The sequence below is a fragment of the Kitasatospora sp. NA04385 genome (assembly GCF_013364235.1).
In the GTDB taxonomy this organism is placed as follows: domain Bacteria; phylum Actinomycetota; class Actinomycetes; order Streptomycetales; family Streptomycetaceae; genus Kitasatospora.
The window spans coordinates 4,225,725-4,250,034 of sequence record NZ_CP054919.1; the positions used below are offsets into that span (position 1 = coordinate 4,225,725).

21 protein-coding genes are annotated in these 24,310 nt (G+C 73.9%); 13 read left to right on the forward strand and 8 right to left on the reverse strand.

What is annotated here, in order from left to right; genetic code table 11:
- The first annotated feature begins 367 nt into the window (after nucleotides 1–367).
- From HUT16_RS18930 to HUT16_RS18940, 3 genes are all read left to right on the forward strand, one after another.
- A complete protein-coding gene (locus HUT16_RS18930; RefSeq protein ID WP_254897870.1) occupies nucleotides 368–1,552 on the forward strand; it encodes a hypothetical protein in 1,185 nt (394 codons plus the stop codon).
- 94 nt (nucleotides 1,553–1,646) lie between these two features.
- The gene (locus HUT16_RS18935) at nucleotides 1,647–1,928 is read left to right on the forward strand and encodes a hypothetical protein (protein ID WP_176189322.1); all 282 of its coding nucleotides are present in this window, start codon (nucleotides 1,647–1,649) and stop codon (nucleotides 1,926–1,928) included.
- Nucleotides 1,925–2,317 carry a type II toxin-antitoxin system VapC family toxin gene (locus tag HUT16_RS18940; RefSeq protein ID WP_176189323.1) on the forward strand — a complete coding sequence of 131 codons (393 nt, stop codon included), beginning with the start codon at nucleotides 1,925–1,927 and terminating at the stop codon, nucleotides 2,315–2,317. Before HUT16_RS18935 ends, HUT16_RS18940 begins: the two co-directional genes overlap by 4 nt.
- Nucleotides 2,318–2,522: 205 nt before the next feature.
- On the opposite strand, the gene HUT16_RS18945 is transcribed toward HUT16_RS18940, so the two are convergent.
- The 4 genes from HUT16_RS18945 to lanKC all read right to left on the reverse strand — a co-directional run bounded on the left by HUT16_RS18945 (nucleotide 2,523) and on the right by lanKC (nucleotide 7,463).
- Complete coding sequence (locus HUT16_RS18945; RefSeq protein ID WP_254897871.1) at nucleotides 2,523–4,337, reverse strand: ABC transporter ATP-binding protein; 1,815 nt, start codon at nucleotides 4,335–4,337, stop codon at nucleotides 2,523–2,525.
- A 248-nt stretch (nucleotides 4,338–4,585) separates the two neighbouring features.
- Nucleotides 4,586–4,723: a SapB/AmfS family lanthipeptide gene (locus HUT16_RS18950; protein ID WP_176189324.1), complete on the reverse strand. Its 138-nt coding sequence runs from the start codon at nucleotides 4,721–4,723 to the stop codon at nucleotides 4,586–4,588.
- A 135-nt stretch (nucleotides 4,724–4,858) separates the two neighbouring features.
- Nucleotides 4,859–5,572: a lanthionine synthetase C family protein gene (locus HUT16_RS38270; protein WP_254898324.1), complete on the reverse strand. Its 714-nt coding sequence runs from the start codon at nucleotides 5,570–5,572 to the stop codon at nucleotides 4,859–4,861.
- Nucleotides 5,460–7,463 (reverse strand): class III lanthionine synthetase LanKC, encoded by a 2,004-nt coding sequence (lanKC, locus tag HUT16_RS18955; protein WP_254897872.1) that lies wholly within the window; start codon nucleotides 7,461–7,463, stop codon nucleotides 5,460–5,462. Before lanKC ends, HUT16_RS38270 begins: the two co-directional genes overlap by 113 nt.
- Nucleotides 7,464–8,574: 1,111 nt before the next feature.
- Between lanKC and HUT16_RS18960 the strand changes: the two genes are divergently transcribed.
- From HUT16_RS18960 to HUT16_RS19000, 9 genes are all read left to right on the forward strand, one after another.
- Nucleotides 8,575–9,723 (forward strand): glycerophosphoryl diester phosphodiesterase membrane domain-containing protein, encoded by a 1,149-nt coding sequence (locus HUT16_RS18960; protein WP_176189325.1) that lies wholly within the window; start codon nucleotides 8,575–8,577, stop codon nucleotides 9,721–9,723.
- Nucleotides 9,724–9,981: 258 nt separating this feature from the next.
- Nucleotides 9,982–10,857, forward strand: a complete 876-nt coding sequence (locus HUT16_RS18965) for a hypothetical protein (protein ID WP_176189326.1) — start codon at nucleotides 9,982–9,984, stop codon at nucleotides 10,855–10,857.
- A 34-nt stretch (nucleotides 10,858–10,891) separates the two neighbouring features.
- Complete coding sequence (locus tag HUT16_RS18970) at nucleotides 10,892–11,779, forward strand: hypothetical protein (RefSeq protein ID WP_176189327.1); 888 nt, start codon at nucleotides 10,892–10,894, stop codon at nucleotides 11,777–11,779.
- Complete coding sequence (locus HUT16_RS18975; protein ID WP_176189328.1) at nucleotides 11,776–12,558, forward strand: hypothetical protein; 783 nt, start codon at nucleotides 11,776–11,778, stop codon at nucleotides 12,556–12,558. Before HUT16_RS18970 ends, HUT16_RS18975 begins: the two co-directional genes overlap by 4 nt.
- Nucleotides 12,555–13,508 carry a hypothetical protein gene (locus HUT16_RS18980; RefSeq protein ID WP_176189329.1) on the forward strand — a complete coding sequence of 318 codons (954 nt, stop codon included), beginning with the start codon at nucleotides 12,555–12,557 and terminating at the stop codon, nucleotides 13,506–13,508. Before HUT16_RS18975 ends, HUT16_RS18980 begins: the two co-directional genes overlap by 4 nt.
- A 183-nt stretch (nucleotides 13,509–13,691) precedes the next feature.
- Complete coding sequence (locus tag HUT16_RS18985) at nucleotides 13,692–14,696, forward strand: ABC transporter ATP-binding protein (RefSeq protein ID WP_254897873.1); 1,005 nt, start codon at nucleotides 13,692–13,694, stop codon at nucleotides 14,694–14,696.
- Nucleotides 14,693–15,589: an ABC transporter permease gene (locus HUT16_RS18990; protein ID WP_176189330.1), complete on the forward strand. Its 897-nt coding sequence runs from the start codon at nucleotides 14,693–14,695 to the stop codon at nucleotides 15,587–15,589. The genes HUT16_RS18985 and HUT16_RS18990 overlap by 4 nt, the downstream gene beginning before the upstream one ends.
- A 9-nt stretch (nucleotides 15,590–15,598) precedes the next feature.
- Nucleotides 15,599–16,540 carry an ABC transporter ATP-binding protein gene (locus HUT16_RS18995; protein WP_176189331.1) on the forward strand — a complete coding sequence of 314 codons (942 nt, stop codon included), beginning with the start codon at nucleotides 15,599–15,601 and terminating at the stop codon, nucleotides 16,538–16,540.
- Between the two features lie 10 nt (nucleotides 16,541–16,550).
- Nucleotides 16,551–17,267 (forward strand): ABC transporter permease, encoded by a 717-nt coding sequence (locus HUT16_RS19000; protein ID WP_176189332.1) that lies wholly within the window; start codon nucleotides 16,551–16,553, stop codon nucleotides 17,265–17,267.
- A 69-nt stretch (nucleotides 17,268–17,336) separates the two neighbouring features.
- Here HUT16_RS19000 and HUT16_RS19005 read toward each other — a convergent pair whose 3' ends face one another.
- The gene (locus tag HUT16_RS19005; protein ID WP_176189333.1) at nucleotides 17,337–18,596 is read right to left on the reverse strand and encodes an MFS transporter; all 1,260 of its coding nucleotides are present in this window, start codon (nucleotides 18,594–18,596) and stop codon (nucleotides 17,337–17,339) included.
- A gap of 62 nt (nucleotides 18,597–18,658) precedes the next feature.
- Entirely contained in the window at nucleotides 18,659–19,378 is a 720-nt protein-coding gene (locus HUT16_RS19010) for a FadR/GntR family transcriptional regulator (RefSeq protein ID WP_176189334.1), read from the reverse strand.
- Between the two features lie 678 nt (nucleotides 19,379–20,056).
- On the opposite strand from HUT16_RS19010, the gene HUT16_RS19015 reads away from it, so the two are divergent.
- Entirely contained in the window at nucleotides 20,057–21,508 is a 1,452-nt protein-coding gene (locus tag HUT16_RS19015; protein ID WP_254897874.1) for an LCP family protein, read from the forward strand.
- 122 nt (nucleotides 21,509–21,630) lie between these two features.
- Here the strand turns inward: HUT16_RS19015 and HUT16_RS19020 are convergent, their stop codons facing one another.
- Both HUT16_RS19020 and serS read right to left on the reverse strand, forming a co-directional pair.
- Nucleotides 21,631–22,446, reverse strand: a complete 816-nt coding sequence (locus tag HUT16_RS19020) for an HAD family hydrolase (protein ID WP_176189336.1) — start codon at nucleotides 22,444–22,446, stop codon at nucleotides 21,631–21,633.
- Between the two features lie 29 nt (nucleotides 22,447–22,475).
- Nucleotides 22,476–23,756 carry a serine--tRNA ligase gene (gene serS, locus HUT16_RS19025; protein WP_176189337.1) on the reverse strand — a complete coding sequence of 427 codons (1,281 nt, stop codon included), beginning with the start codon at nucleotides 23,754–23,756 and terminating at the stop codon, nucleotides 22,476–22,478.
- Nucleotides 23,757–24,310: the final 554 nt, after the last annotated feature.

The window sequence follows — 24,310 nt, forward strand, 5'->3', positions numbered from 1 at the left end:
CTGCTCGAGGGCGTTGGTGACGGCCACGAGCTGCATGCTGGCGTCGTGGGTGCAGGTGGTTCGGGCGCCGGCAGGGGTGGTTCCGGCCGGGAGGGTAGAGGGTCGGTGACCTCCAAGCCCTGGCCGAAGGCGTCGTGACCGTACCGGGTGACGGCGTCCGTGGGACCGACGATTTCGATCGGGATTCCTGCTGGGTTGCATCGGACACGACTGGTATGGCTGAGCGCGTTGGTCTCGGTGCGGGTGCGCAGGCCGGTGGCGTCGTTGGTGAAAAGCATCGGCTTGCCGCTGGAGTTGTAGACGGCGGTGCGGGTGGGCTGGTGGCAAGGCCGTGGAACGGTGCCCGGACGATCGCTAACGTGGTGCCGTGGACACGGATGCACTTCTGCGTGCTGGCCTGATCGAGCGAAGCGCCGAGTTGAAGGGGGAGCTGGTCGCCTTCGGGCAGAGCGCGCGCTTCGACCGGTGGCTGACGCCGCTGTTGCTGGAAGCGGCGGGCCCAGAGCGGGAGTTGGACGAGACCGAGGCGATCCGGATCATCGACCACTTCCTTCTGCGGTACCGCCTGCCGGACGGTTCGACCGTGGTGGACCGGTTCGTCGCCTGCCGTCGGGGCTTGACCGAGGACGAGCGGGAACTGCTGCTCGGCTGGCGCGACCCGGTGGAAGGGATCTTCGAGATCCGGCGGAAGGACGACGGTGCGGTTGTCCTGCTGAACCTGGTCGACGACCTGGAGTACCGCGCCTACTCGAACGTCGGGCGAGCCGCCTTTCGCGGTGTCTCCAAAGGAGGGTTCCTCCTCACCTGCCTGGTGCCCCTCCTCCCGGCTGAGGGGGCCTGGCTGGTCTCCGGGGCCATGGAGTACTACCCGAAGTCCAGTGCCAACGAGATCGCTCAAGCCGCGCTCCAACTGGCCGTCAGCGAGCCCCGACTGGTCTTCCGCAACCCCGAGAAGATCGAACAGGGCTGGCAGCAGATGCGGGAGGACCGGGCCGCCTTCGTCGAGTTCTCCGGGGCCGACGAACTCGTCCTCTCCCCGGTCGAGGCCGAGGACCTGCTCAACGCCTACTACCGGCACCGGCAGGAATTCATTGCGGCCGCGCACCCCGGCCACGTACGAGGAGAGCGGCTTCCCGGCCCGGACTTCCCGGTCTTCGAACTCCCACCCGACCTTGCGGACGCGGAGACCGTCGGTGTCGTCTACGACGAGGTCGACGGGCTGAACTTCTACGCGGACTACGGGATGCTGCGTGACCTGTTCGCGGACCCGGGCCTGACGGGCCGCCGGAAGCACCAGGACCTGCTGCGCAGCTACCTCCGCGAGGACTCGATCGAGCCGCTGCCGATCCGCCGACTGGCCGCCGCCCACCCGGAGACCGCCGACACGGTCTTCCGGAAGCTGCTGCGGCAGCCCGGGTTCAGCTGGGCCGAGCAGGGCGAGGAACTGCTGCGTCGGCGCAAGCCCTGGTACTACGCGCGGGAACCCCGGCCCGGCGTCTCCGTGATCGGCGAGCGGCTCGGTGAACTCGTCGCCGGGGGTCGGCGACGGTAGTCCCGGGCGGCGCGCTGCCGTCGGGGTCACCCGGACCTCCGGAATCCGGAGCGTCGCCGTATGGCATTCACAAGTGAGGTACTACACTTTTTCCATGGATGCCCCTCGCGCCGGCAAGACCCGGGTCACCAGTGTCTCCTTGCGCACCGAGACGCTCGAGGCGATTCGCGCGCGCGCCGGGAAGCAGGGGGTCTCCTCGTACATCGAGGAGGCCGTGCAGCGCCAGCTCCAGCGCGAAGCCATCGACGAGTACATCGCCACCGCCGAGGCGGAGCACGGCCCGGTCGATCCGGCCGAGGTGACGGCCAGGGCCGAACGCGTCCGCGCCCACCACGCCGCCCACCGCGGCAACTCGGCTCCGGCGGACGCGGCGTGAGCGGAACGCTCGTGCTTGACAGCGAGGCGCTCTCCAAGCTCTCCCGACGCCACCGTGACATGACGGTCTGGCTGGACGTTGCCCGCACCCTCGACCTGCTGGTCGTCACCAGCGCGGCGACCCTGGTCGAGGCCCGCGACCCGAAAGTGCCGCAGGCCGCGTTCGACCACGCCGTCTCGCTGACCAAGGTGCGTCCCGTCACGGAGGAGATCGCCCGCGCCGCGAGCAAGCGTCTTTCGGCTGAAGGGCTGCACGGCCACAAGTACGCCATCGACGCGATGCTCGCGGCCACGGCCCACCTCGAACGCGGCGACGTTACCGTCGTCACGAGCGACCCGGACGACCTGCGCAGGCTCTGCCACCCGCGCATCGCAGTCGAGCCGATCTGAGCGCCTTCGCCTACCTTCGTGCCGCGTCACTGCGCGTCGGCACGCGAGATGATGCTGGAGAGGTCGAACTGGACGTCGACATCCCAGTGCTATTCGCCGAATCCCCCGGCGGAGAAGCGCACCCCGGAGCCACCGCTCTCGCTGCGTCCGCGCAGGCCGGGCGTGACGGGGGGGGCGAGGCCCGTTCGCCCCGGTGGGGCGGGGGTCACCTCGACGGGGTGGCGTCCTGGACGAGGCGTTCCGTGGGGGTGGGGGTCGGGGCGGGGGTCTGGCTGGTGACCAGGGCGCGGTAGGGGGCGCAGCGGGTGAGGAGGGTGCGGTGGTCGCCGGCGTCGAGGACGGTGCCCCGGTTCATCACCACCACGTGCTGGGCGTCCTGCACGGTGGAGAGCCGGTGGGCGACCACGATGACGGCCCGGGTGGCGGCGAGGCGGGCGACGATGCTGCGGAAGCGCTGTTCGTTCAGGCCGTCGAGCTGGCTGGTGGGTTCGTCGAGGAGGATGATCTCGGCGTCGGAGAGCAGGGCGCGGGCCAGGGCCATCCGCTGCCGTTGGCCGCCGGACAGGTCGGCCTCGCGTCCGATCGGGGTGTCGAGGCCCTGCGGCAGGCGGGCGACGTCCTCGCGGAGTCCGACGGCCTCCAGCGCCGCGGCGAGGTCGTGGTCGGTGGCGGGGTCGCGGCGGCCGAGCTGGAGGTTCTCCCGGACGGTGGCCTCCAGCAGGGTGAACGCCTGGTCGACGTAGGCGATCCGGGCCCGGAGGGCGTCCAGCGGCCAGTGGTCGGTGTCGTGCCCGAGGACGGTGATCGAGCCGCCGGACGGCCGGATGAAGCGGTCGATCAGGGCGAGCGTGGTGCTCTTGCCGGCGCCCGAGGCACCCACCACGGCGGTCAGGCCGGTGCGGGCGGTGGTGAAGGAGACGCCGCGCAGGGCGGCCTCGGCGGCGCCGGCGTGGGTGTAGCCGACGCCGCGGAAGACCACGGCGGGCGCGTCCGGGACGGGGTCGGGCGCGGGGCGCGCGGTGTCCTGCGGGTCGGCCTCGGGGGACAGGTCGAGCAGTTCGTTGCAGCGGTCGCGGGCGGCCAGTCCGGCCTGGAGGCGGCCGAAGCCGGTGGCGAGCGTGCTGACCGACGGGACGGTCTGCAGCAGGTAGAGCAGGAACGCCGCGAACGCGCCGACCTGGAGGTCCCCGGCGGCCAGCCGGGCCCCGCCGGTGAGGATCACGGCGATCATCGCGAACTGGTTGCCGAGGGCCAGCACCGCCGGGACGAGCGCGCTCAGCCGCGCGCCCTCCAGCGACACCACCCGCAGCTGTTCGGCGTCGGCGGCGAGGGCCCGCGCGGCCACCGGCTCGGCGCGGTACGCCTTGACGGTGGTCAGGGCGTCCAGGGTGGCGGTGTAGCGCTGGGCGACCCGGCCGACGGCGTCCTGCTGGCCGGCCACGTTGCCCTTCATCCGGCGCAGGATCAGCAGCACCAGGACGGTGAGCACGCCGAGCGCGGCGACCGTGACCAGGGTGAGGACCCAGTCGATCCACACCATCACGAGGAGCGTCGCCAGGACGGTGAGGGCGGCCAGCGGCAGTTGGGTGGCGACCTCGACGACCTGGCGCAGCAGCATCGCGTCGGAGGTGATCCGGGCCGCGAGCTCGCCGACGCCCTGGGCGCGGACCACGGCCAGCGGCAGCCGCAGGGTGTGCTCCATCAGGCGGATCCGCAGCCGGTAGGCCATCCGCTCCCCGATCCGGGCGAGCAGGAAGCCCGAGGCGGCCTGGGCGAGCGCACCGGCGACGGCCGCCGCGCACATCAGCAGCACGTCGGGGCCGAGCGGGCGGTGGGCGGAGAAGTCGGCGATGACCTCTCGCACCAGGAGCGGGAGGGCGAGGCCGGCGCCGGTGGCGGCGAGGGCGAGCAGCAGGGCGCAGGCCAACCGGACCGGGTGGGCGGTGAGTTCGCGGCGCAGCCGGAGCCGGGCCGGGTCGGTGCCGCGCGGGGTGGTCCGGGGGGAGCGGTCGACGGCCACGGCCAGCCTCTCTGTTCGAACGGGACTCGGGTCGTGGGCGGCACCGGGCGCGCTGCCCGGCGGACGGCGGACGGCGGACGGCGGACGGTGCAGGGCAGACGGCAGACGGTGGACGGCGGACGACGCGGCACGGGGACGGACGTGGACCGGGCCGCAGCGCAGAGCTGCGGCCCGGAGACCGGCCGGACCCCGTGCGGGGCCCGGCCGGCGTCTGTGCCTTGCCGCACCGCGAACGGCGCGGGGTCAGATCACAGGCAGAGGAGCGTGCTGACCGTGCTGGTCCCACAGTTGAGGACGCTCAGCGAGCTGGTGCTGGCGAGGGTGTCGTCGATCGGGGCCGCCTCGGTCTCGGGCAGCTCCATGGTCTGGAGGTCGAGGATCGCCATGACGTTTCTCCTTCTCACTACAGTGACCCACCCGGCCGGACGGCCGGGAGTTCGGTGGGGCGCCGGGCGCCCGGTGGCGGCGCGGCGGTGGTGCCGCCCGCCCGGTGGTGGCGCGCGTCCGGATCGGACGCGGCGTCAGTTCTGCTGCCCGGCACCGGTCCAGGGCAGGAACGGGGTTCCGGCCAGGGCCGTGCCGAGGGCGAGCAGGACGCCGGCGGAGCCGGTGGCCAGGTCCGCGGACAGCCGCAGCAACTGGTCGCCGGGGAAGACGGGGTGGCCCTGGTAGGTGATCTGGTGCAGGGTCAGCAGGGCGCGCTGGCGGTCGAGCAGCGTCCGGTCGTCGGGGTCCGCGGCCCGGTGCCGGGTGAGCGCGAGGTAGCCGATCAGCCCGGCCCGGCCGTTGAACAGGCCCGGCTGGATGATGAACTCGGGTTCCGCGGCGCGGCGGATCGCCGCCTCGTGCCGCCCGGCGGGGCTGTCGGGCCGGTGGGCGAGCAGGGCGTCGACGGCGAGCCCGATGCCGGCGCTGCCGGTCTCGACGTACGGCAGGACCCGGCGCCCGTCGACGACCTGGACGGTGCCGTCGGCGACGGTGGCGCAGCGGTCGAGGTCGAGTTCGAGGAGCGCCTCGGCCTGGTCCAGCAGGGTGCGGTCCCCGGTGTGCTCGGCTAGCCGGACCAGGGCGAGGGCGGTTCCGGAGGCCCCGGCGAGCAGTCCGGCGCGCCGCCGGGGGTCCTCATGTCCGGCCTTCTCCAGGGTGGCGGCCGCGGAGCGGGCGAGGGCGAGGGCGTCCTCCAGGTGCCGTTCGACGCCGGTGACGGCCGCGAAGTGCAGCAGCGCCAGGGCGATGCCGGGTGCGCCCGTCGCCAGCCCGGTGCCCGGCTCCCCGCCGGTCCGGCCGTCGGCCCGGCCGCCGGTCGCGGCGGAGGCGGGCCGCGCGTTCGAGCAGGCCGAGGGCGGTCTCGCGTTCGCCGAGCAGGTCGAGGACGTACGCGACGCCGTGGCCGCCGTGGTACAGGCCGGGCGTGGTGCCGCGGGTGCGGGCGGCGTCGGCGAGCCAGCGGACGTGGCCGGGGTCGACGGCGGCGCCGGTGGCGTGCAGGGCGTACAGGACGCCCGCGGCACCGTGCGCGAGCCCGAGCCCGCCGTGGGTGAACTGGGCGACGTCGCCGGGGAACAGCCGGTCGGCGCGGTCGGGGGTGGCCGTGGCGGCGATCCCGGCGGCGAGGGCGTCCCTGATCCGGGGCCAGTCGGGCTCCGCCGCGGCCAGCAGGGCGCGCGCCTCGGCGCGCCCCAGGCCCAGCGCGGGCCGTTCGGCGCGGCCGTCGTGCGGGGCGGCCCGGAGGTAGCGGCGGATCGGGTCGGTGAACCCGGCCGGGACGGGGAAGCGGGCCTCGATGGCGTCGGCGAGCTCCTCGGCCTTGCCGGGGTCGAGCGCGGGGAGCTGCGCCAGCGGGTAGAACAGCCAGAGCCGGACCGCGGCCAGCGCGTAGCGGTCGATCTCCGCCCCGGTATAGCCCTTCGGCGCGGTGAAGCCGGCGGCGCCGAGCGCCGGGCGGACGAACTCCTCTGCGGTGCTGGCCAGTTCGAAGTCGATGAAGCAGAGTTCGCCGTCCGGGCGCAGGATCAGGTTGCGGGGGTGGAGGTCGCCGAAGACCACGCCGCGGGCGTGGATGCCCGCCAGGGTCCGCTCCAGCCGGTCGACGATCCCGAGGGCGTCGCGGGTGTAGGCGGCGACGGCGTCCGGTCCGGCGTCCGGGTGGACGAGCGGGTACTCGGCGGTCAGCCATTCGCTGAGCGAACGGCCCTCGACGTACTCCTGGACCAGGAACTCGTGCTCCCAGACCGTCAGCAGCCCGTACTGCTCGGGCACTCCGGGCAGACCGGCGAGCCGGGCCAGGATCCGGTGCTCGTTGCGCAGCCGGGTGACGGCGTCGACCCCGCGCTGGTCGAGGCCGGCCAGCGGGCGGGCCTCCTTGAGCACCACCTGCGGGCCGTCCCCCTCGGTGGCGCGGCCCAGGTAGACGCCGCCGGCGTTGGAGAAGTGCAGCACGCGCTCGACGGTGTAGGGCAGTGCGTCGTCGCTCCGGGCGGCGCGGGCCGCGACGGCGGCGGCCACGGAGGGCGGCACCGGCGCCCAGTCGGGGACGGCGAACCCGGGCCCGCGCACGTCGGGCACCTGCCGGCCGTCGGGGCGGGTGAGGGCGAGCACCCGCTCGCCCGCCTCGTTGTGGCAGTACTGCTCGGCGAAGCCGCCGTACCGCAGGTAGAGCGGTCCCTCGCCCCAGCGCAGGTCGCTCAGGATGTACGGGCCGCGCCGGCCGGCCAGCAGGGCGCCGAGGCCGTCGAGACATCGCTCCAGCGCGTCGTCGTCGACCGGGTAGATCGTGCAGAACTTGCCGCTGGCGCCGCGCGCCGCGTACTTGGAGTTCTGGACCTGGAGGATCGGCAGTCCGCGCAGGAACTTGAAGGCGAGCCGCTCCCGCAGGCAGTACGCGAAGACCGTCTCCAGCACCTCTTCGGCGTCCTCGGCGCACGAGGACACGTGGACCTTCCAGCCCTGGTCCGGCAGCCGCACCCCGGTGGGCCGGACGACGGCCCAGATCTCCAGGTCGCCGCGCTCCCAGCCGGCCGGCAGCGGGCGGGTGACGGCGGGGAACTCCTCGGTGGCGCCCCAGCGGCGGGGCGAGTCGTAGAAGAGCGGGTCTGCGTAGGCGTACGCCTCGTAGCGGTTGTCCAACGGAACCTCCTCGGCGCGGGAGTGCGGACGGTGCCGTGACGCGGGCCGGCGGTGCGGGGGAATTCCCCGGCGCTGGTGCGACAACCAGAAGTATTGATTCCCTACGAGTTCGCGGGCAACGGCGCGCAGGACGCTATTTCGGTGGAATGCGTGCACCAGGCGTGTGCGCCGTTATCCGAGCGAGCCGCAGCGCCGGTGCATACGCCCCCCTGCCGGTGCGCCGCCCTGCTCCGTCCCCGGCCGCGAGACCCGCCGACCGCCGCGCGGAGCGGCCCGGCACCGCCCTGAGCTGCCGGTTCGCGGCCCGCTCGCCGTCCGGGACATCCGGCCGCCGGAGCCCGGCCACCCGGGCGGCCACCGGCGTGCGCGGTGGCGATCCTGTATCGGCGAACACATTCGCGTGCATCGCATCCGTGTTCGCGCGGGGGGTTTTCGGCTGGTCGGACCGGTGAATCCGGGTGCGATCGAAAAAGGGTCGGGCGTCGGGTGAACGCCGGGGCACTGGAAAAACATCCATGCGTGCTGGATTTTTCTCCGGCGAAATGACCACCGCGCCCGGCTCGGCGCCGACCGGGCGGGGCGCGGGCGGTCGGGCCGGGCTCTCCCGGTGCCCGCCACGATCACCGGCACCGGGCCGCGCCGTCGACGATCCGTCAGGTCGCGCGGCCCGTGCGGAGGCCACCGACCGGCCCGGGAGAACGGCCCGGGAGAACGGCCCGGGGGACCGGCCCGGGCCGGTCCAGGGGCGCCTCCACGGGGCGCCGATCCGGGCCCTAGGCTTTCGGAGCGGGAGCCCGGACGTCGGGCCCGAAGGCCTCATGGAGGGGTACGGATGAGCGGGGACGGCGGCAGTCCGGGTCAGCAGCAGCACGGCGGGCAGCCGCAGGAGCCGGGCGCTCCGGGGCCGGGCGCTTCGGGGCAGGGTGGCGCTCCGGGCCACTGGCCGGGGTACGGGCAGCCGCAGGGGCCGGGCGCTTCGGGGCAGGGTGGCGCTCCGGGCCACTGGCCGGGGTACGGGCAGCAGCAGGGGCCGGGTGCTCCGGGTCACTGGCCGGGGTACGGGCAGCCCGGCTGGGGCACCGGCGGCTGGGGGCAGGGCCCGTGGGGCGCCGTGCCGGTCGCGCCGAAGCCGGGTGTGCTGCCGCTGCGCCCGCTCGGGTTCGGCGAGATGTTCAGCGCGGTCTTCGACACCGTGCGCCGCCACACCCGCCCGCTCTACCTGCCGCTCACGCTGGTCGCCGTCATCGGCGCGGTGCCGCTGCTGCTCGCCTCCTTCCTGGCCGGGGGCAGCCTCGCCGACGCGCTCTCGGACTTCCCGACCGCTGGCACCGACCCGACCGACGAGCAGCTGTGGGCGGTGCTCCGGCCGCTGCTGCCGTTCCTCGTGGTGTTCCTGCTGGTGGCCGTCGCGCAGTACGTGCTCGCCGGGCCGCTGGCCACGGTGGTGCTGCGGGCCGCTGTCCTCGGGAAGCCGCTGACGGCCGGTCAGGCCTGGAAGGAGGTCCGCCCCCGGCTGGGGACGAGCACCGCCGTCCTGGCGCTGCTGTACGGGCCGCTGCTGCTGGTGTACCTGCTGGTGCTGCTGCTCATGGGCCTGGTCGGGAACCCCGGGCTGCTGGTCCTGCTGTTCCCGGTGCTGACGTTCGGCGCCTGCTACGTGGTGATCCGGCTGGCCCCGCAGATCCCCGCGGCGGTGCTGGAGGAGAGCGGCGCGAAGGCGGCGATCCGCCGGGCCTGGCAGCTCAACCGGAACAACTGGTGGCGCAGCTTCGGCCTCACGTCGATGGTCTCGCTCGTCGGCGGGTTCGCGACCAGCATCCTGAGCTTCCCGATCCGGCTGGTCCTGACGCTGGCACTGCCGGCCAGTGCGATCGGCCTGGAGGGCACCTCGGACGAGCAGTTCACCCGGGGTGTGATGGTGATGGTGCTGGCGCTCGGCTCGCTGGTCGTCCTGTTCGGGATGCTGGCGACCGGCCCGCTGGTCCCGCTGGCCAACGGCGTGCTGTACATCGACCGCCGGATCCGCAACGAGCGGCTGGACGTCGCGCTGGCCGAGGCCGCGGGCATCCGGTTCGCCGAGTCCTACGGCTACCCGCAGGCCGGACCCGTCCACACCGGGCCCGTCCCGACCGCGCCCGTCCCCGCCCAGGCCGGGCCCGTCGAGGACGCCCGACCGGCCGAGGACGCCCGGCCCGCCGCGCCCGCCGCGCCCGCCGCGCCGACCGAGCCGCCCGCCGGGGAGGGCCCGAAGGGGAGCTGACCGGGCGCTGGTTGCGGTTCAGTCACGGGCTGTCCGATTGGCCGTCGAATACGGCAATTGGGCGTCGGAACGGTGTTGTTGACGGGCGCACGGGTCTCACATAATTCGTGCACCGCGCGATGACGACCGCGCCGGGCCGACCGGGGGGACGGCCCGTGCCGCTGCGCGGACAGCCATGTGAACCCTGGGGGGAGACCCTTGTCCGTGCCCGAACCGTCCCCTGGCCCGGCTCCGGCTCCGGCTCCGGCTTCGACTCCGGTGCCCGACACCGGACCGGCGGCCGAGGTCGTCCCCGATCCCGCTCCCACTGCCGTCCCCGCCCCCGGCCCCGAATTCGGGTTCGCGCCCCCGCCCGGGCCGCTGCCGGACGCCCCGCGCCGGCTGCCCCGGGCGGTCGGCGTGGTGCTGTCGGTGGCCGGTCTGCTCGCGGTGACGGCGGCCAGCGCGGCCGTCACCGTCGCGGTGGGCAGGCCCGACCGCTCCGGGCCGGCCGCCGCGGCGGCCCCGTCGAGCCCGGGCGTCCCGCCGTCCCCGTCGGCCTCCCCGAGCCCGAGCCCCACGCCCACGCCCACGGCGAGCCCGACCCCGGCCCCGACGCCGACCGTGGCCCCGCGCCCGTCCAGCACCCTGAAGGGCAGCGTCTCGGGCGGCAGGCACAGCGGCGACCTGCGGTACTTCCTGCTCCCCGTGCCCGACGACGCGGACCCGTACGGCTCCCCGGACGGCGCGATGATGAGCATGGCGGACATCCAGTCCCACTACGACAAGGACACCGACGTCAAGGGCGTCCTGGACTCCTGGGACTTCAAGGACGCGGCCACCCGCACCTACCGCACCCGTGACGGCAGGACCGAGGTGCGGGTCGAGCTCAAGCGCTTCAGCCGCACCGACCGGGCCCAGGGCTTCGCCGACCACACCAGCTACCAGCAGGACTCGTTCGACGTCGACGGCGTCCCGAACGCCAGGGGCTACGTCTTCAAGCCCAAGCAGCAGGCGTACACCGGCGAGCTGATCGGCATCGGCGTGGTCGGCGACGTGGTCTACGAGGTCACCGTCGACGTGCAGGGCGACCCCGACCGGGCGCTGCTCGCCGACGCGATGAAGCGGGCCCGCGACCGCCTCGTCAACGGCTGACGGACGTCCCCGAAACCCTTTCCAGGAGCCAGAGTTGAGCACCGAATCTGCGGGCGCCACGGAGACCGGGGCGGCCGGGACGGCCGCGACCGCACCCGCCGCCCCGCCACCTGCCCCCACCACCGCACCAGCCCCCACCACCGCACCGACGGTTGCCGCCCCCGCGTTCGCACCGGCCCCGCCGCCGGGCGCCCCCGACCTGATCGAGGCCGGCGGCGTCGCCCGCCCGCGGCGGAGGCTCGGCGCGGGCGCGATGTTCCTGGCGGCCGTGCTGGCCGGGCCGGTGATCGGGGCCGCGGTCGGCTACGCGATCCAGTCCTCCCGGCCGCCGACGCCGCTGCCGAAGATCACCGCGCCCCGGCTGTCCTACTCCGCGGCGCGGGTGGACCCGCAGGCGCTGGCCGCCGCCGGGCCGTCGCCGCTCGCCATCGACGGCGACCTGCGCAAGCTGCTGATCGAGCGCCCGGCCGGCAGCACCGAGCTCACCGTCGGCGACGGCGACGGCTGGCTGTCCGCGGCCGACCGCGCGGAGACCTTCGACGACAGCGAGCGCGAGTTCACCGGGCTGCTGGAGGACGGCTTCCGCCGGGCCGCCGCGGTGCGCTGGCGCTCGGGCGACGACAGCTTCCGGATCTCGCTGATCCAGTACTCCCAGGAGTCGGTGGTGAAGACGATCACCGGTGCGGTGCCGCGCTCCACCGCGGACATGGTCGTCTCGAAGATCCCGGGCAACACGGACAGCTACCTGATGACCGCCAAGGACCCTTACCACTACGCCCGCAGCACCGAGACCTACTACTACGGCGAGGCGCTCGCCCGGAAGGGCACCGTGCTGATGACGGTCCAGGTCTTCGCCAAGAACCCGGTGGACCGGGCGCAGTTCGAGGACATCGCCAAGCGCCAGTGGGAGAAGCTCGCGTGACCGGTACCGAATCCGCCGGGACGGCCGTCCCGGTCAGGCCGCCGCGCGGGGCGCGGGCGGCGAAGGCGGTCGCGGCGGTGCTCGCCGCGGCGCTGGCCGGCGTCGGCATCGGCGAGGTGGTGATCCGGGTGCACTACCCGGACGGGCCGCCGGCCCCGGCCGCGGCGGCTGCGGCCCCCGCACCGTCGGCGAGCGCGCCCGCGCCGTGGGGCGCCAAGTCCAACGGCAACCACTTCGGCAGCCTGCGCGACCTGCTGCTGCCGGTGCCCGACGGGTACCGGCTGGGGCCGGACTACAAGGGGCTCGGCAACGACGACGAGCTCGGCGCCGCCGACCTGGAGCGGGCGCAGGAGGAGCTGCTGTCCGAGATGCCGGAGAAGTACCGGGGCCAGTTGAAGGACGCGCTCGGCAGCCTGCACTTCACCGGGATCGGGGTGCGCAGCCTGGCGCAGAACGACAACCGGTTGACGGCGGTGCTGAAGCTGACCCGGTTCAACCAGCAGACGGTGTCGGAGCAGAACGCGCTGTTCGGTTCGCTGGTCGACGACAGCGACCTGTTCCGGCGCGGGCCCGGGGTGCCGAACCACCCGGACGCGCGCTGCGTGCTGCCGACGCTGGACCCGGGCGACCGGCTCGACTACCTGACCTGCTACTCCGCCGAGGGCGATCTGCTGGTGCAGATGCGGGTCTCCGGCGTGGTGCCCCTCGACCAGAACCGGGTCGTGGACCTGTTCCGCCAGCAACTGGACCGACTGGCCCGACCGGGAGCCTCCGCATGAGCAGCGACACCACCCCCCAGAGCGGTCCGGAGGTCAGGCTGGAGACGGGCGGGCCGTACGCCGGTGCCCCGGTGCCGCCGCCGGACCGGGCGGGGCCGGAGCGGGCCGACCGCCGGCGCAGGTGGCAGGTCGGCGCGGCGCTGCTGCTGACCGTGGTGACCGGCGCGGCGACCGCGGCCCTGGTCTCCCTGCCGGAGCGCACCGACGTCCCGGGCCTGGCCACGCCGAACGACGGCCGGTACGCGTTCCCGGAGCTGACGCTGCCGCCGCTGCCGCAGGGCGCCTCGGCCCCCGCCGAGTACAAGATCAAGACGCACGCGGCGGACCTGCGGGGGCTGCTGCTGCCGCTGCCGGAGGGCGCGGTCGGCACCGCCCCGTCCCCGTCCGCGTCGGCGCCGGTCTCCCCGTCCGCCGACCCGTCCGCGACCCCGTCCGGCTCCGCGCAGGGCTCCGCGTCCGGCTCCGGGGCGGCAGCGGCACCGGCGTCCCCGCAGCCGGGCCTGCCGCCGGTGGCGGGCCGCTGGATCCCGTGCGACCGGGACGCGATGCTGGCCAAGGACGACGCGTTCGTCCTGCGGTTGAGCACGGACGCCTGCCGGGGCGCGGCCGCCCAGGGCTGGACGGCCGCCGACGGGACGCGCACCGAGCTGCGGCTGCTGCACTTCGGGTCCGCCGACGAGGCCACCGACTACTTCGCGGGCGCGAACACGATGGCCGAGACCAAGGACATCGACTCCACCCACCTGGACATCGACGGGGTGTACCCGATCGCCGCCGGCCAGGTGAACATCCGGCTGTCCGACGCGCAGGCCGGGGGGCTGCCCACCGGCCGGCTGTGCTGGATGCAGAGCGGCGACGTGGTGGCGCTGATCCAGCTGACCAACCCGAAGGGCGTCCCCGCGCAGGCGTTCCGGCAGGTGGTCGCCCTGCAGAGCAGCATGCTGGCCTGATCGCCCACCGCCCTTGCGGGGCGGGCGGGTTGACGTCGGGTTGACGTCGGGTCGACGGCGGGTCGGCCCGTCCGGAGCCGTCCCCCCTAGGGGGCGGGCCGGGCGGGTCATCCCGTGGGGGGAGGAGAAGCGGACTCCGCAGCTCATTCCGCGGGGCGGGGGTGCCCGGCTACGTTGATGCCCGTGTCCACAGTCATCAAGACGGACGGCCTCACCAAGAGGTTCTCCCGGGTCACCGCGCTGGACCGGCTCACCGTGGAGGTGGAGTCCGGCGTGGTCGGCCTGGTCGGGGCGAACGGTGCCGGCAAGTCCACCCTCATCAAGATCCTCCTCGGGCTGTCCCCGGCCACCGAGGGCACCGGCCAGGTGCTCGGCCTGGACATCGCCACCCAGGGTCCGGCGATCCGCGAACGCGTCGGCTACATGCCGGAGCACGACTGCCTGCCGCCGGACGTCTCCGCCACCGAGTTCGTGGTGCACATGGCCCGGATGTCCGGCCTGCCGGCCTCCGCGGCCCGCGAGCGCACCGCCGACACCCTGCGCCACGTCGGCCTGTACGAGGAGCGCTACCGCCCGATGGGCGGCTACTCGACCGGCATGAAGCAGCGGGTGAAGCTGGCCCAGGCGCTGGTCCACGACCCGCAGCTGGTGCTGCTGGACGAGCCGACCAACGGCCTCGACCCGGTCGGCCGGGACGAGATGCTCGCGCTGATCCGCCGCGTCCACGCCGACTTCGGCATCTCGGTGCTGGTCACCACGCACCTGCTGGGCGAGCTGGAGCGGACCTGCGACCACCTGGTGGTGATCGACGGCGGCAAGCTGCTGCGCTCCTCCTCCACCGCCTCGTTCACCGGCACCACCCGGCTGCTCGCCGTCGAGGTCACCGACCACCCGGTGGACCGGTCCTTCGACGCCGACGCCGAGCTGACCGCGCGGCTGACCGCGGCCGGGCTGAGCGTGCGGGCCGACGCCGGCCGGGTCCTGCTGGTGGAGATCGCCGGCGACGAGACGTACGACACCGTCCGGGACGCGGTGGACGACCTCGGTCTCGGCCTGGTCCGGCTGGAGCAGCGCCGCCACCGGGTCGCCGAGATCTTCAGCACCCGCTCCGACGAGGACGCGGACCACGGGGACGAGTACGGCCGGGACGCGCACCGGGCCGTGGCCGCAGGAGGCGAGCAGGCATGACCACCCGCTCCGACGCCCACGGCGGCGTCATCCACGACATCGGCTACCGCCCGTACACCGGGCCGCGGTTGGGCCGCCGGTACGCCACCCGCTCGCTGTACGTGCAGAGCCTGCGGGCCGCGTTCGGCCTCGGCCGCTCCGGCAAGTCCAAGGTGCTGCCGTTCCTGCTGCTGGGCGGGATGGCCGCGCCCTCGCTGGCGATGCTGGCGATCGCGCTGTTCACCCACCAGTCCAAGATGCCGATGGACTACGCCGACTACCTGGCCTCGTTCTCGGTGCTGCCGCAGATCTTCCTGGCCGCGCAGGCGCCCGTGCTGATGTCCCGGGACCTGCGGCACCACGTCGTCCCGCTGTACTTCTCCCGCCCGGCCACCCGCGGCGACTACGTGGCGGCCAAGTTCGCCGCGATGTCCAGCGCACTGATGATCGTGCTGTCGCTGCCGCTGCTGCTGCTGTTCACCGGCGCGATGCTGGCGAAGTTCCCGGTCGGCGACAACCTGGTGCACCTGCTGTACGGCCTGGTCGCCGCCCTCCTGTACGCGCTGCTGTACAGCGCGCTCGGCCTGCTGATCGCCGCGCTCACCCCGCGCCGGGGCTTCGGCGTGGCCGCGATCATGGGCCTCCTGATGATCACCCGGGCGCTGGCCATGATCACCGACGAGCTCAGCCGGGGCTACGACCCGACGCGGGGCGACGAATCCTCCTGGTCGTTCCTGATCTCCCCGTCGACCCTGGTGGAGGCCCTGGTCAACCGGCTCTTCTCGCTGGGCGACGGCAGCTCCACCCTCCTGTACGCCCCCGGCGCGGCCGGTGCCGCGGTGTTCCTGGCCGTACTCCTCGTCCTCACGGCCGGCGGCTACGCGCTGACGCTGCGCCGCTACCGGAACGTCTGAGAGGCAGCCATGGCCGTCATCACCATCGACAAGGTCTCCCGCTGGTTCGGCAACGTGGTCGCCGTCAACGACGTCACCATGTCCATCGGCCCGGGCGTCACCGGCCTGCTCGGCCCCAACGGCGCCGGGAAGTCCACCCTCATCCACATGATGAGCGGCTTCCTCGCGCCCTCCTCCGGCACCGTCGCCCTGGACGGCGCCCGGATCTGGCGCAACCAGGAGGTGTACCGGCAGATCGGCCTGGTCCCGGAGAAGGAGTCGATGTACGACTACCTGACCGGCTGGGAGTTCGTCCTCGCCAACGCCGAACTGCACGGCCTGGCCGACCCGGGCGCCGCCGCCGAGCGCGCCCTCGCCCTGGTCGAGATGGAGTACGCCCAGGACCGGCACACCGGCACCTACTCCAAGGGCATGAAGCAGCGGGTCAAGATGGCTTCCGCGCTGGTCCACGACCCCGCGGTGCTGCTGCTGGACGAGCCGTTCAACGGCATGGACCCGCGCCAGCGCCTGCACCTGATGGAACTGCTGCGCCGCTTCGGCGCCGACGGGCGCACCGTGCTGTTCTCCTCGCACATCCTGGAGGAGGTCGAGCAGCTCGCCCGCCACATCGAGGTGGTGGTGGCCGGCCGGCACGCCGCGTCCGGCGACTTCCGGGAGATCCGCCGCCTGATGACCGACCGCCCGCACCGCTACCTGGTGCGCTCCAGCGACGACCGGCGGCTGGCCGCGGCGCTGATCGCGGACGGCTCCACCTCCGGCATCGAGTTCGACGCCGCGGCGGAGTCGGTCGGCGGCTCCGCCGCGGGGGCCCTGCGCATCCAGGCGGTCGACTTCCAGGGCTTCACCACCCTGCTGCCCAAGGTCGCCAGGGCGGCCGGCATCCGCCTGTACACCGTCTCCCCGGCCGACGAGTCGCTGGAAAGCGTCTTCTCGTACCTGGTCTCGTCCTGAAGGGCCCCCGATGAACACCACCGTCGCCAGGCTCACCGCGCGCGGCCTGTTCGGCCGTCGCCGGGTCCTGCTCCTGCTGGCCGTCCCGGTCCTGCTGCTGGGCATCGCCGTGCTCACCCGCAACAGCAACCTGGACTCGCTCGACCTCGTGCACAAGGTCCTCGGCACCCTCGCCCTCGGCACCCTCGTCCCGATCACCGGCCTGGTCGTCGGCACCGGCGTGATCGCCACCGAGATCGAGGACGGCTCGATCGTCTACCTGCTCGCCAAGCCGCTGCCCCGCTGGAAGATCGTCACCACCAAGCTGGCCGTCGCCGTCGGCAGCACCTGGCTGCTCTCCGCCGTCCCGGTGTACGTCGCCGGACTGCTGCTGTACGGCACGGGCGACCGGGTGGCGCTCGGCTACACCGTGGGCGCGCTCGCCTCCGGCGCCGCGTACAGCGCGGTGTTCCTGCTGCTGGGCGTGCTCACCCGGCACGCGGTGATCGCGGGCCTCGCCTACGCGCTGATCTGGGAGAGCCTGATCGGCAGCTACGTCGAGGGCGCCCAGACCCTCTCCGTCCAGCAGTGGGGCCTGTCGCTGACCGAGGCGGTCGCCGCCGACGGCACCGTCATCGCCCCGGTCGGCCTGGGCACCGCGCTGTGGCTGCTGGTGATCGTCGGGGCCGGTGCCACCGCGTACGCCTCGGTCAAGCTCGCCGGGCTCACGCTGGGCAGCGAGGAGTAGCACCCGGACGCGCGCGAGGGCGGGGACGGTCGTGGTGACCGTCCCCGCCCTCCCGTCGTTCCCGCGCGCTCACACCGTCCGGTTGCGCCCCGCGCCCCAGCCGGCCACCGCCGCGACCGCGGCCAGCACCAGCAGCACCAGCAGCGTCGCGTCCCAGCCGCCGGTCACCTGGTGCAGCGCGCCCGCGCCGACCGGGCCGGCCGCCGCCACCAGGTAGCCCACCGCCTGGCTCATCCCGCCCAGCCGGGCCGCGCCCGGCACGCTGTCGGTGCGCAGCACGATGAACGCCAGGCCCAGGCCCAGCGAACCGCCCTGCGCCAGGCCCAGCAGCGTCGCCGAGAACCACGCCCCGGACACCGGCGCCAGCAGCAGCCACAGCACGCCCGCGCCGTTCAGCCCGGCCATCACCAGCGCCAGGCCGCGCTGCCGGGTCATCCGGCCTGCCAGCAGCGGCACCAGGAAGGCGCCGGCCACCTGCACCAGGTTGCTGAACGCGAACACCAGGCCCGCCTCGCCGCGCGGCATCCCGTGGTCGGCCAGGATCGTCGGCATCCACGCCACCAGGGTGTACACCAGCAGCGAGGAGATGCCCATGAACACGCTGATCTGCCAGGCCAGCGCGGACTTCCACGGGCTGCGGCCGGGCTCCTTCGCCAGCGCGGCCCGGGCCACCGGACCGGGCACCCGCAGCGGCACCGTGCGCTCCTGCCGGGCCCGCAGCACCTGCGGCAGCCAGGCCACCGCGGCGACCAGCGCCAGCACCGACCAGGCGCCCAGCGAGGCCCGCCAGCCGCCGCCCAGCGCGTGCTCCAGCGGCACCGACAGCCCGGCCGCCAGGGTCGCGCCGACCAGCATGGTGGTCGAGTAGACGCCGGTCATCATGGCGGCCCGGTGCGGGAACTCCCGCTTCACCAGGCCCGGCATCGACACGTTCAGCACCGCGATCGCCACGCCGATCACCACGCAGCCCGCGTACAGCGCCGCCACCGAGGGCAGCACCCGCAGCAGCACGCCCGCGCCCAGCGCCAGCACCGCGCCCAGCACCACCCGCTCGGTGCCGAAGCGCCGGGTCAGCCGCGGGGTCAGCGGCGCGCCCGCGCCCTGGAACAGCACCGGCACGGTGGTGATCAGGCCGCTCGCGGTGGCGGACAGGCCGAAGGTCCGCTGGATCTCCGCGACCATCGGCGAGACCGCCGCCAGGCAGGCCCGCATGTTCAGGGCCACCAGCACGATCCCGGCCAGCAGCAGGGCGGGGTGGGCGAAGCGGGCGGCGGTTCGGGTACCGACCTTCGGGTCGAGGGCGGGCTGGACGGCGCGGGTGGTGGACATGGCTGGGCTGACTCTCCGTGCTGGTGGTCTCTACTGCGGGGACGGCGGGCGCGGGGCCCGCGTCACTTCCGCGCGGCGATCGCGGCGAGCAGCTGCTCCACGGCCGCCGTCGGCTCGGCCAGCAGCGCCCGGCAGGCCGCCTCGGCGCGCTCCGGGTCGCGGCTCTCGATCGCGTCGACCAGGGCCGCGTGGGTGGCTATCACCACCTCCGGCATCTCGTGGTCGCCGAACGCGGTGCGCATCGACTCCCGCACCGAGGCCCCGAAGTACCGGTATACCTCGGTCAGCGCCGGGTTGTGCGCGGCCTCCACCACGGCGGTGTGGAACTCCAGGTCGTGCTCGACGGTGGCCTCCCGGCCGGTCCGCTCGGGGTGCGCGGCCATCACCTCGGCCTCGCGCGCCAGCGCCGCCCGCATCCGGGCCAGGTCCGCCGGGGTGTGCCGCTCGGCGGCCAGCCGGGCCGCCTCGGTCTCCAGCGCGGCCCGCACCTCCAGCACGTCCCGCACCCCCGAACGCTGCACCCCGCGCAGCACCGCCGCCGGATCACTGGTCGACCGGACGAACGTGCCCTCCCCCTGCCGCGAGACCAGCATCCCCGCGTGCACCAGCACCCGGATCGCCTCCCGCACCGTGTTGCGCCCCACCTGCAGCCGCTCCGCGAGCTCGTGCTCGGTCGGAATCCGCGCCCCCACCGCCCAGACCCCGGACGCGAGTTGCTCCCGCAGCTGCTCGATCGCGGCATCCACCAACGACCGCCGCCCCGCCGCCTGCAACCCCTCCACGCCGGGCTCCTCTCCACACGCGCCAACCGACCTGCCCGGTCATCCTACAACCTCTTGCCCGGTCATCCTACAACCGGCCGGTGCGGATTCCCGGGTCCGTACGGTGTCCCACGGGCGGTTGACGGCCCGGGCGTTGCGCGCCTCACATCCCGGCCCGGGAACCGGCGATCCGCATACGGGCGTTCCACTGCACGGAGCGTGCCCCGGGCAGTGACTCGGAAATGATCCCTTTGTATGCTCCGCTCTCCGGCTCCTTCCGTCCGTCGGCCACGACGCGAACGGCGGGGAGCTGCGGCAGAGGCGCCCGACGGCGGCCTCCGGTGAAGGGTGCAGGCATGACAGGCCGTAGGGCGGGGTCGTCGGGTGAGGACGCCGGCTGGTGGGAGAACCTCCCCCCGCAGGACGACGCCTACCGGCAGGACGCTCCCCAGCGCGACGACATACCCGGGCCGACCGTCCCGCGCCGCCGCTCCGGCAGCCACGACGCCGCCGCTCCCGCCGGGAGCCGCGCCGAGGCCCGCCGGGCCGCACAGGGCCGGGCGGTCGGCGCTCCGGGCCGCGGACGCCGAGGCCCCGTCGGGGGGCGGCCGGGCCGAGGCCCGCCGGGCCGCGCAGGGGCGGTCGGCGCAGGGACGCTCGGCGCAGGGCCGTCGCAAGCCCCGCCGCACCAAGCGCATCGTGGTCTGGAGCGTGGTCGGCACCAGCCTCGCCGTGGTCGGCACCGGAGGCTTCCTCTACTGGCGGCTGAACGCCAACATCTCCTCCTGGGACAGCGCGGGCGTCAGCGAGAGCCGCCCGCCGGAGGCGCAGGCCGACGCCAACGGCAACAAGCCGATGAACATCCTGCTGATCGGGTCCGACTCGCGCGACGGCGCCAACAAGGACCTCGGCGGCGGCGAGGAGGGCGGCGCCCGCTCCGACACCACGATCCTGCTGCACGTCTACGCCGACCACAAGCACGCCGTGGGCGTCTCGTTCCCCCGCGACGCGCTGGTCGACATCCCCAAGTGCATCCTGCCGAACAAGACCTGGGCCAACCCGCAATCCAACGTCATGTTCAACAGCGCCTACTCGGTGGGCGACTTCAAGGACGGCAACCCGGCCTGCACCCAGAACACCGTGGAGCAGCTCACCGGGCTGCGGGTCGACCACACCATGGTGGTCAACTTCGAGGGCTTCGCCGCGATGACCAAGGCGGTCGACGGCGTCCAGGTCTGCCTGCCCAACGACATCTACGAGGGCGACCTCAACCCCAACCTCGGCCACAAGGGCAAGCTGGTCTACTCCAAGGGCGTCCAGAAGGTCGAGGGCCAGTCCGCGCTGGACTACGTCCGGCTGCGGCACGGCATCGGCGACGGCTCGGACGTCGGCCGGATGAAGCGTCAGCAGGCGTTCCTGGCCTCGCTGATCAAGCAGGTCAAGTCGGAGGGCATGAGCCCGACCACGCTGTACCCGCTGGCCGACGCCGCCACCAAGTCGCTGACCGTGGACGAGGACCTGGACAGCATCCAGAAGCTGACCGACCTGGCGATGACGCTCAAGGGCATCGACCTGCACGACATCAAGTTCATCACCACCCCCTGGCACTACGAGGGCGCCCGGATCGGCCTCAACCACCCCGAGTCCGACCAGCTGTGGGCCGCGCTGAAGGCCGACCGCACCCTCGACAACCAGGACGCCGGCGCCGGCAGCGCCTCCCCGAGCCCGGAGCAGAGCGCGTCCGCCGCGCCCACCGAGTCGGCCGCCGCCCCGGCCGACGGCACCGGGGTGAAGGTCGCCGTGTACAACGGCACCATGACGGCCGGGCTCGGCACCAAGGCCGCCACGGCGCTGAAGGAGGCCAACTTCACCGTCACCACGACGGGCAACGCGGCCGCCCGGAACTACGCCACCACGGTGGTCCAGTACGGTTCGGCCGGGCAGAAGGCGCACGCGGAGTCCGTCGCGGCGCTGTTCCCCGGCGCGAAGGTCGAGGCCGGCGGCGGCGCGGGCGTCACGCTGATCCTCGGCAAGGACTACGCGGGCGGCGGGGCGTCCGCCACCACCGACCCGGGCCCGGTCTCCTCCGAGGTCGCCGGGGAAGCCCGCTCCGCGGACCAGGACGCCTGCTCCGACCTCAGCTTCGGCTGACCGCCGACCCCGCGGGCAACCCGCCCGCGGGCCCCGCACGCAACCGCCCGACGGCCACCGGCCACCGGCCACAAGCCGTCGGGCGGCGGGCGGCGGGTGGCGGGTGGCGGGCGGCGGGCGGTTCAGCGCAGGCCGAACACCCGGTCCAGCACGACGGCGACGCCGTCCTCGTCGTTGCCGACCGTCACCTCGTCGGCCACCGCCCGCAGCTGCTCGTGCGCGTTGCCCATCGCGACGCCGTACCCGGCCCAGTGGAACATCGGGACGTCGTTGGGCATGTCGCCGAAGGCGATGGTCTCGGCGGCGGTGACGCCCAGCCGGCGGGCGGCCAGCGACAGGCCGGTGGCCTTGGTCAGGCCGAGCGGCAGCAGCTCGACGATGCCCTCGCCGGCCATCGTGATGCCGACCAGCTGACCGGCCACCGACCAGGCGGCGTGGGCGAGTTGGTCGTCCGTCAGCTCCGGGTGCTGGATGTACAGCTTGCTGACGGGGGTGGCGAGCAGCTGGTCGGGGGAGACCGCCCGCAGCGGCAGCTCGGTGCCGATCCGCAGCTTGTAGCCGGGCCCGGCGAGCACCTCGCCGTCCAGGCCGTCCTGGTTGGCGGCGACGGCCAGCGTGCCGACCTCGGCCTCGATCTTGGCGAGGGCGATCGCGGCCAGCTGCCGGTCCAGGGTGACGGAGGTGAGCAGCTTGTGCGCCCCCGCGTCGTAGACCTGGGCGCCCTGCCCGCAGACCGCTATCCCGGTGTACCCGATCTCGTCGAGCACCGGCCTGGTCCAGCCGGCCGAGCGGCCGGTGACGATGATGTGCTTCGCCCCGAGCGCGGTGACCGCGCCCAGGGCCTCGCGGGTGCGGGCGGAGACGATCTCGGCGCTGGTGAGCAGCGTCCCGTCGAGGTCGGTGGCGACCAGCCGGTAGGGCAGGGGTGCGGTGCTCATGGCGCGGAGTGCTCCTGGACGAAGGGGTGTTACCGGGCGGCGACGGGCTCCAGCACGGCCTTCCCGCCGAGGAAGGGCCGCAGCGCCTCGGGCAGGACCACCGAGCCGTCGGCCCGCTGGTGGTTCTCCAGCAGCGCGACGATCACCCGGGGGACGGCGACCAGGGTGCCGTTGAGGGTGGCGAGCGGGCGGACGCCCTCGGTGTCGCGCATCCGGATGGAGAGCCGGCGGGCCTGGTACTCGGTGGTGTTGGAGGTGGAGGTGACCTCGCGGTACTTGCCCTGGGTCGGCACCCACGCCTCGATGTCGAACTTGCGGGCGGCCGAGGCGCCGAGGTCGCCGGAGGCGACGTCGATCACCCGGTAGGGCAGCTCCAGCGCGTTCAGGAAGTCCTTCTCCCACTGGAGCAGGCGGCGGTGCTCGGCCTCGGCGTCCTCGGGGGCGGTGAAGACGAACATCTCCACCTTCTCGAACTGGTGGACCCGGATGATGCCGCGGGTGTCCTTGCCGTAGGTGCCGGCCTCGCGGCGGAAGCAGGAGGAGAAGCCGGCGTACCGCAGCGGGAGCCGCTCGGCGTCCAGGATCTCGTCCATGTGGTAGGCGGCGAGCGGGACTTCGCTGGTGCCGACCAGGTAGCGGTCGTCGTCCGCGAGGTAGTACACGTTCTCGGCGGCCTGGCCGAGGAAGCCGGTGCCGTCCATCGCGGCGGGGCGCACCAGCGCCGGGGTGATCATCGGGGTGAAGCCGACCGCGGAGGCCTGCGCCATCGCCATGTTGACCAGGGCCAGTTCCAGCAGCGCGCCGGGGCCGGTCAGGTAGTAGGAGCGGGCACCGGCCACCTTGGCGCCACGCTCGGTGTCGATCGCGCCGAGCAGCTGGCCCAGTTCGACGTGGTCGCGGGGCTCGAAGCCCTCGGCGGCGAAGTCGCGCGGGGTGCCGATCTCCTCCAGCGTGACGAAGTCCTCCTCGCCGCCGACCGGGGCGGCCGGGTCGATCAGGTTGGCCAGCGAGCGCTGCAGCCGCTCGGCCTCCTCCTTCGCCTCGCCCTGCGCGGCGTCGGCGGCCTTCACCTCGGCGGCCAGCTCCTTGGTGCGGGCCAGCAGGGCGGCCTTCTCGTCGCCCTTGGCGGCGGCCACCCGCTTGCCGAGCTGCTTCTGCTCGGCGCGCAGTTCGTCGAAGCGGGTGCCGGCCGAGCGGCGGCGCTCGTCGGCAAGGAGCAGGGCGTCGACCAGGTCGACGTCCTCACCCCGGGAGCGCTGCGAGGTGCGCACTCGCTCGGGGTCGTCACGGAGCAGGCGGAGGTCGATCACGGGCTCCAGCCTACCGGTGGGCGGGGGCGGCTCCGGGACGCCGCCCGGCCGGGGCGGGGGCGGGTTCCGGCCGGGCGACGGCTTGGGCGTTTATGTCCCGGCTGTCCGGGAATGTGGCATCCTGTCCCGCGCGGCCCGGGGCGGGGGCGGTGGAGGGCCGTTCCGGGGTTGGGGATAACCCCGTCCCGCCTGTGGATAACCCCGGTGGACAACCTTCCGGGGAGCCGGTTATCCACAGGTTCGCGCGTCGGCCTGTGGACAGTGGAGAACCGAAGGTCCGCAGACGTCCGAACCAGGAATTCCGGGTTTCAAACCTCGATTCGGCTTCCCGAGTGAGGGAATTCGCTCGCTCGCCCAGGTGATTTGTCGGCGTGCGGGCGACTCTGGTCCGATAAGTCCACTCCGCGCCCCTAGCGGATGATCTGACTGGAACTGCGGGTTTCTTTACCGGTTTGTCGACTCGGGCCGGGCCCTGTGGATAACTGCCCGTCAGCTGGGGACAACCGGGCCTGTGGACGCGGCCCGCCGTCCTGTGGATGAACCGCCCCGACCGC

Excerpts from the sequence above, each read along its gene's own strand:
- HUT16_RS18935 (WP_176189322.1), top strand. The coding sequence starts at position 1,647 with ATGGATGCCCCTCGCGCCGGCAAGACCCGGGTCACCAGTGTCTCCTTG.
- HUT16_RS18950 (WP_176189324.1), bottom strand. The coding sequence starts at position 4,723 with ATGGCGATCCTCGACCTCCAGACCATGGAGCTGCCCGAGACCGAGGCG.
- HUT16_RS18980 (WP_176189329.1), top strand. The coding sequence starts at position 12,555 with ATGAGCAGCGACACCACCCCCCAGAGCGGTCCGGAGGTCAGGCTGGAG.
- HUT16_RS18990 (WP_176189330.1), top strand. The coding sequence starts at position 14,693 with ATGACCACCCGCTCCGACGCCCACGGCGGCGTCATCCACGACATCGGC.
- HUT16_RS18995 (WP_176189331.1), top strand. The coding sequence starts at position 15,599 with ATGGCCGTCATCACCATCGACAAGGTCTCCCGCTGGTTCGGCAACGTG.
- HUT16_RS19000 (WP_176189332.1), top strand. The coding sequence starts at position 16,551 with ATGAACACCACCGTCGCCAGGCTCACCGCGCGCGGCCTGTTCGGCCGT.
- HUT16_RS19005 (WP_176189333.1), bottom strand. The coding sequence starts at position 18,596 with ATGTCCACCACCCGCGCCGTCCAGCCCGCCCTCGACCCGAAGGTCGGT.
- HUT16_RS19020 (WP_176189336.1), bottom strand. The coding sequence starts at position 22,446 with ATGAGCACCGCACCCCTGCCCTACCGGCTGGTCGCCACCGACCTCGAC.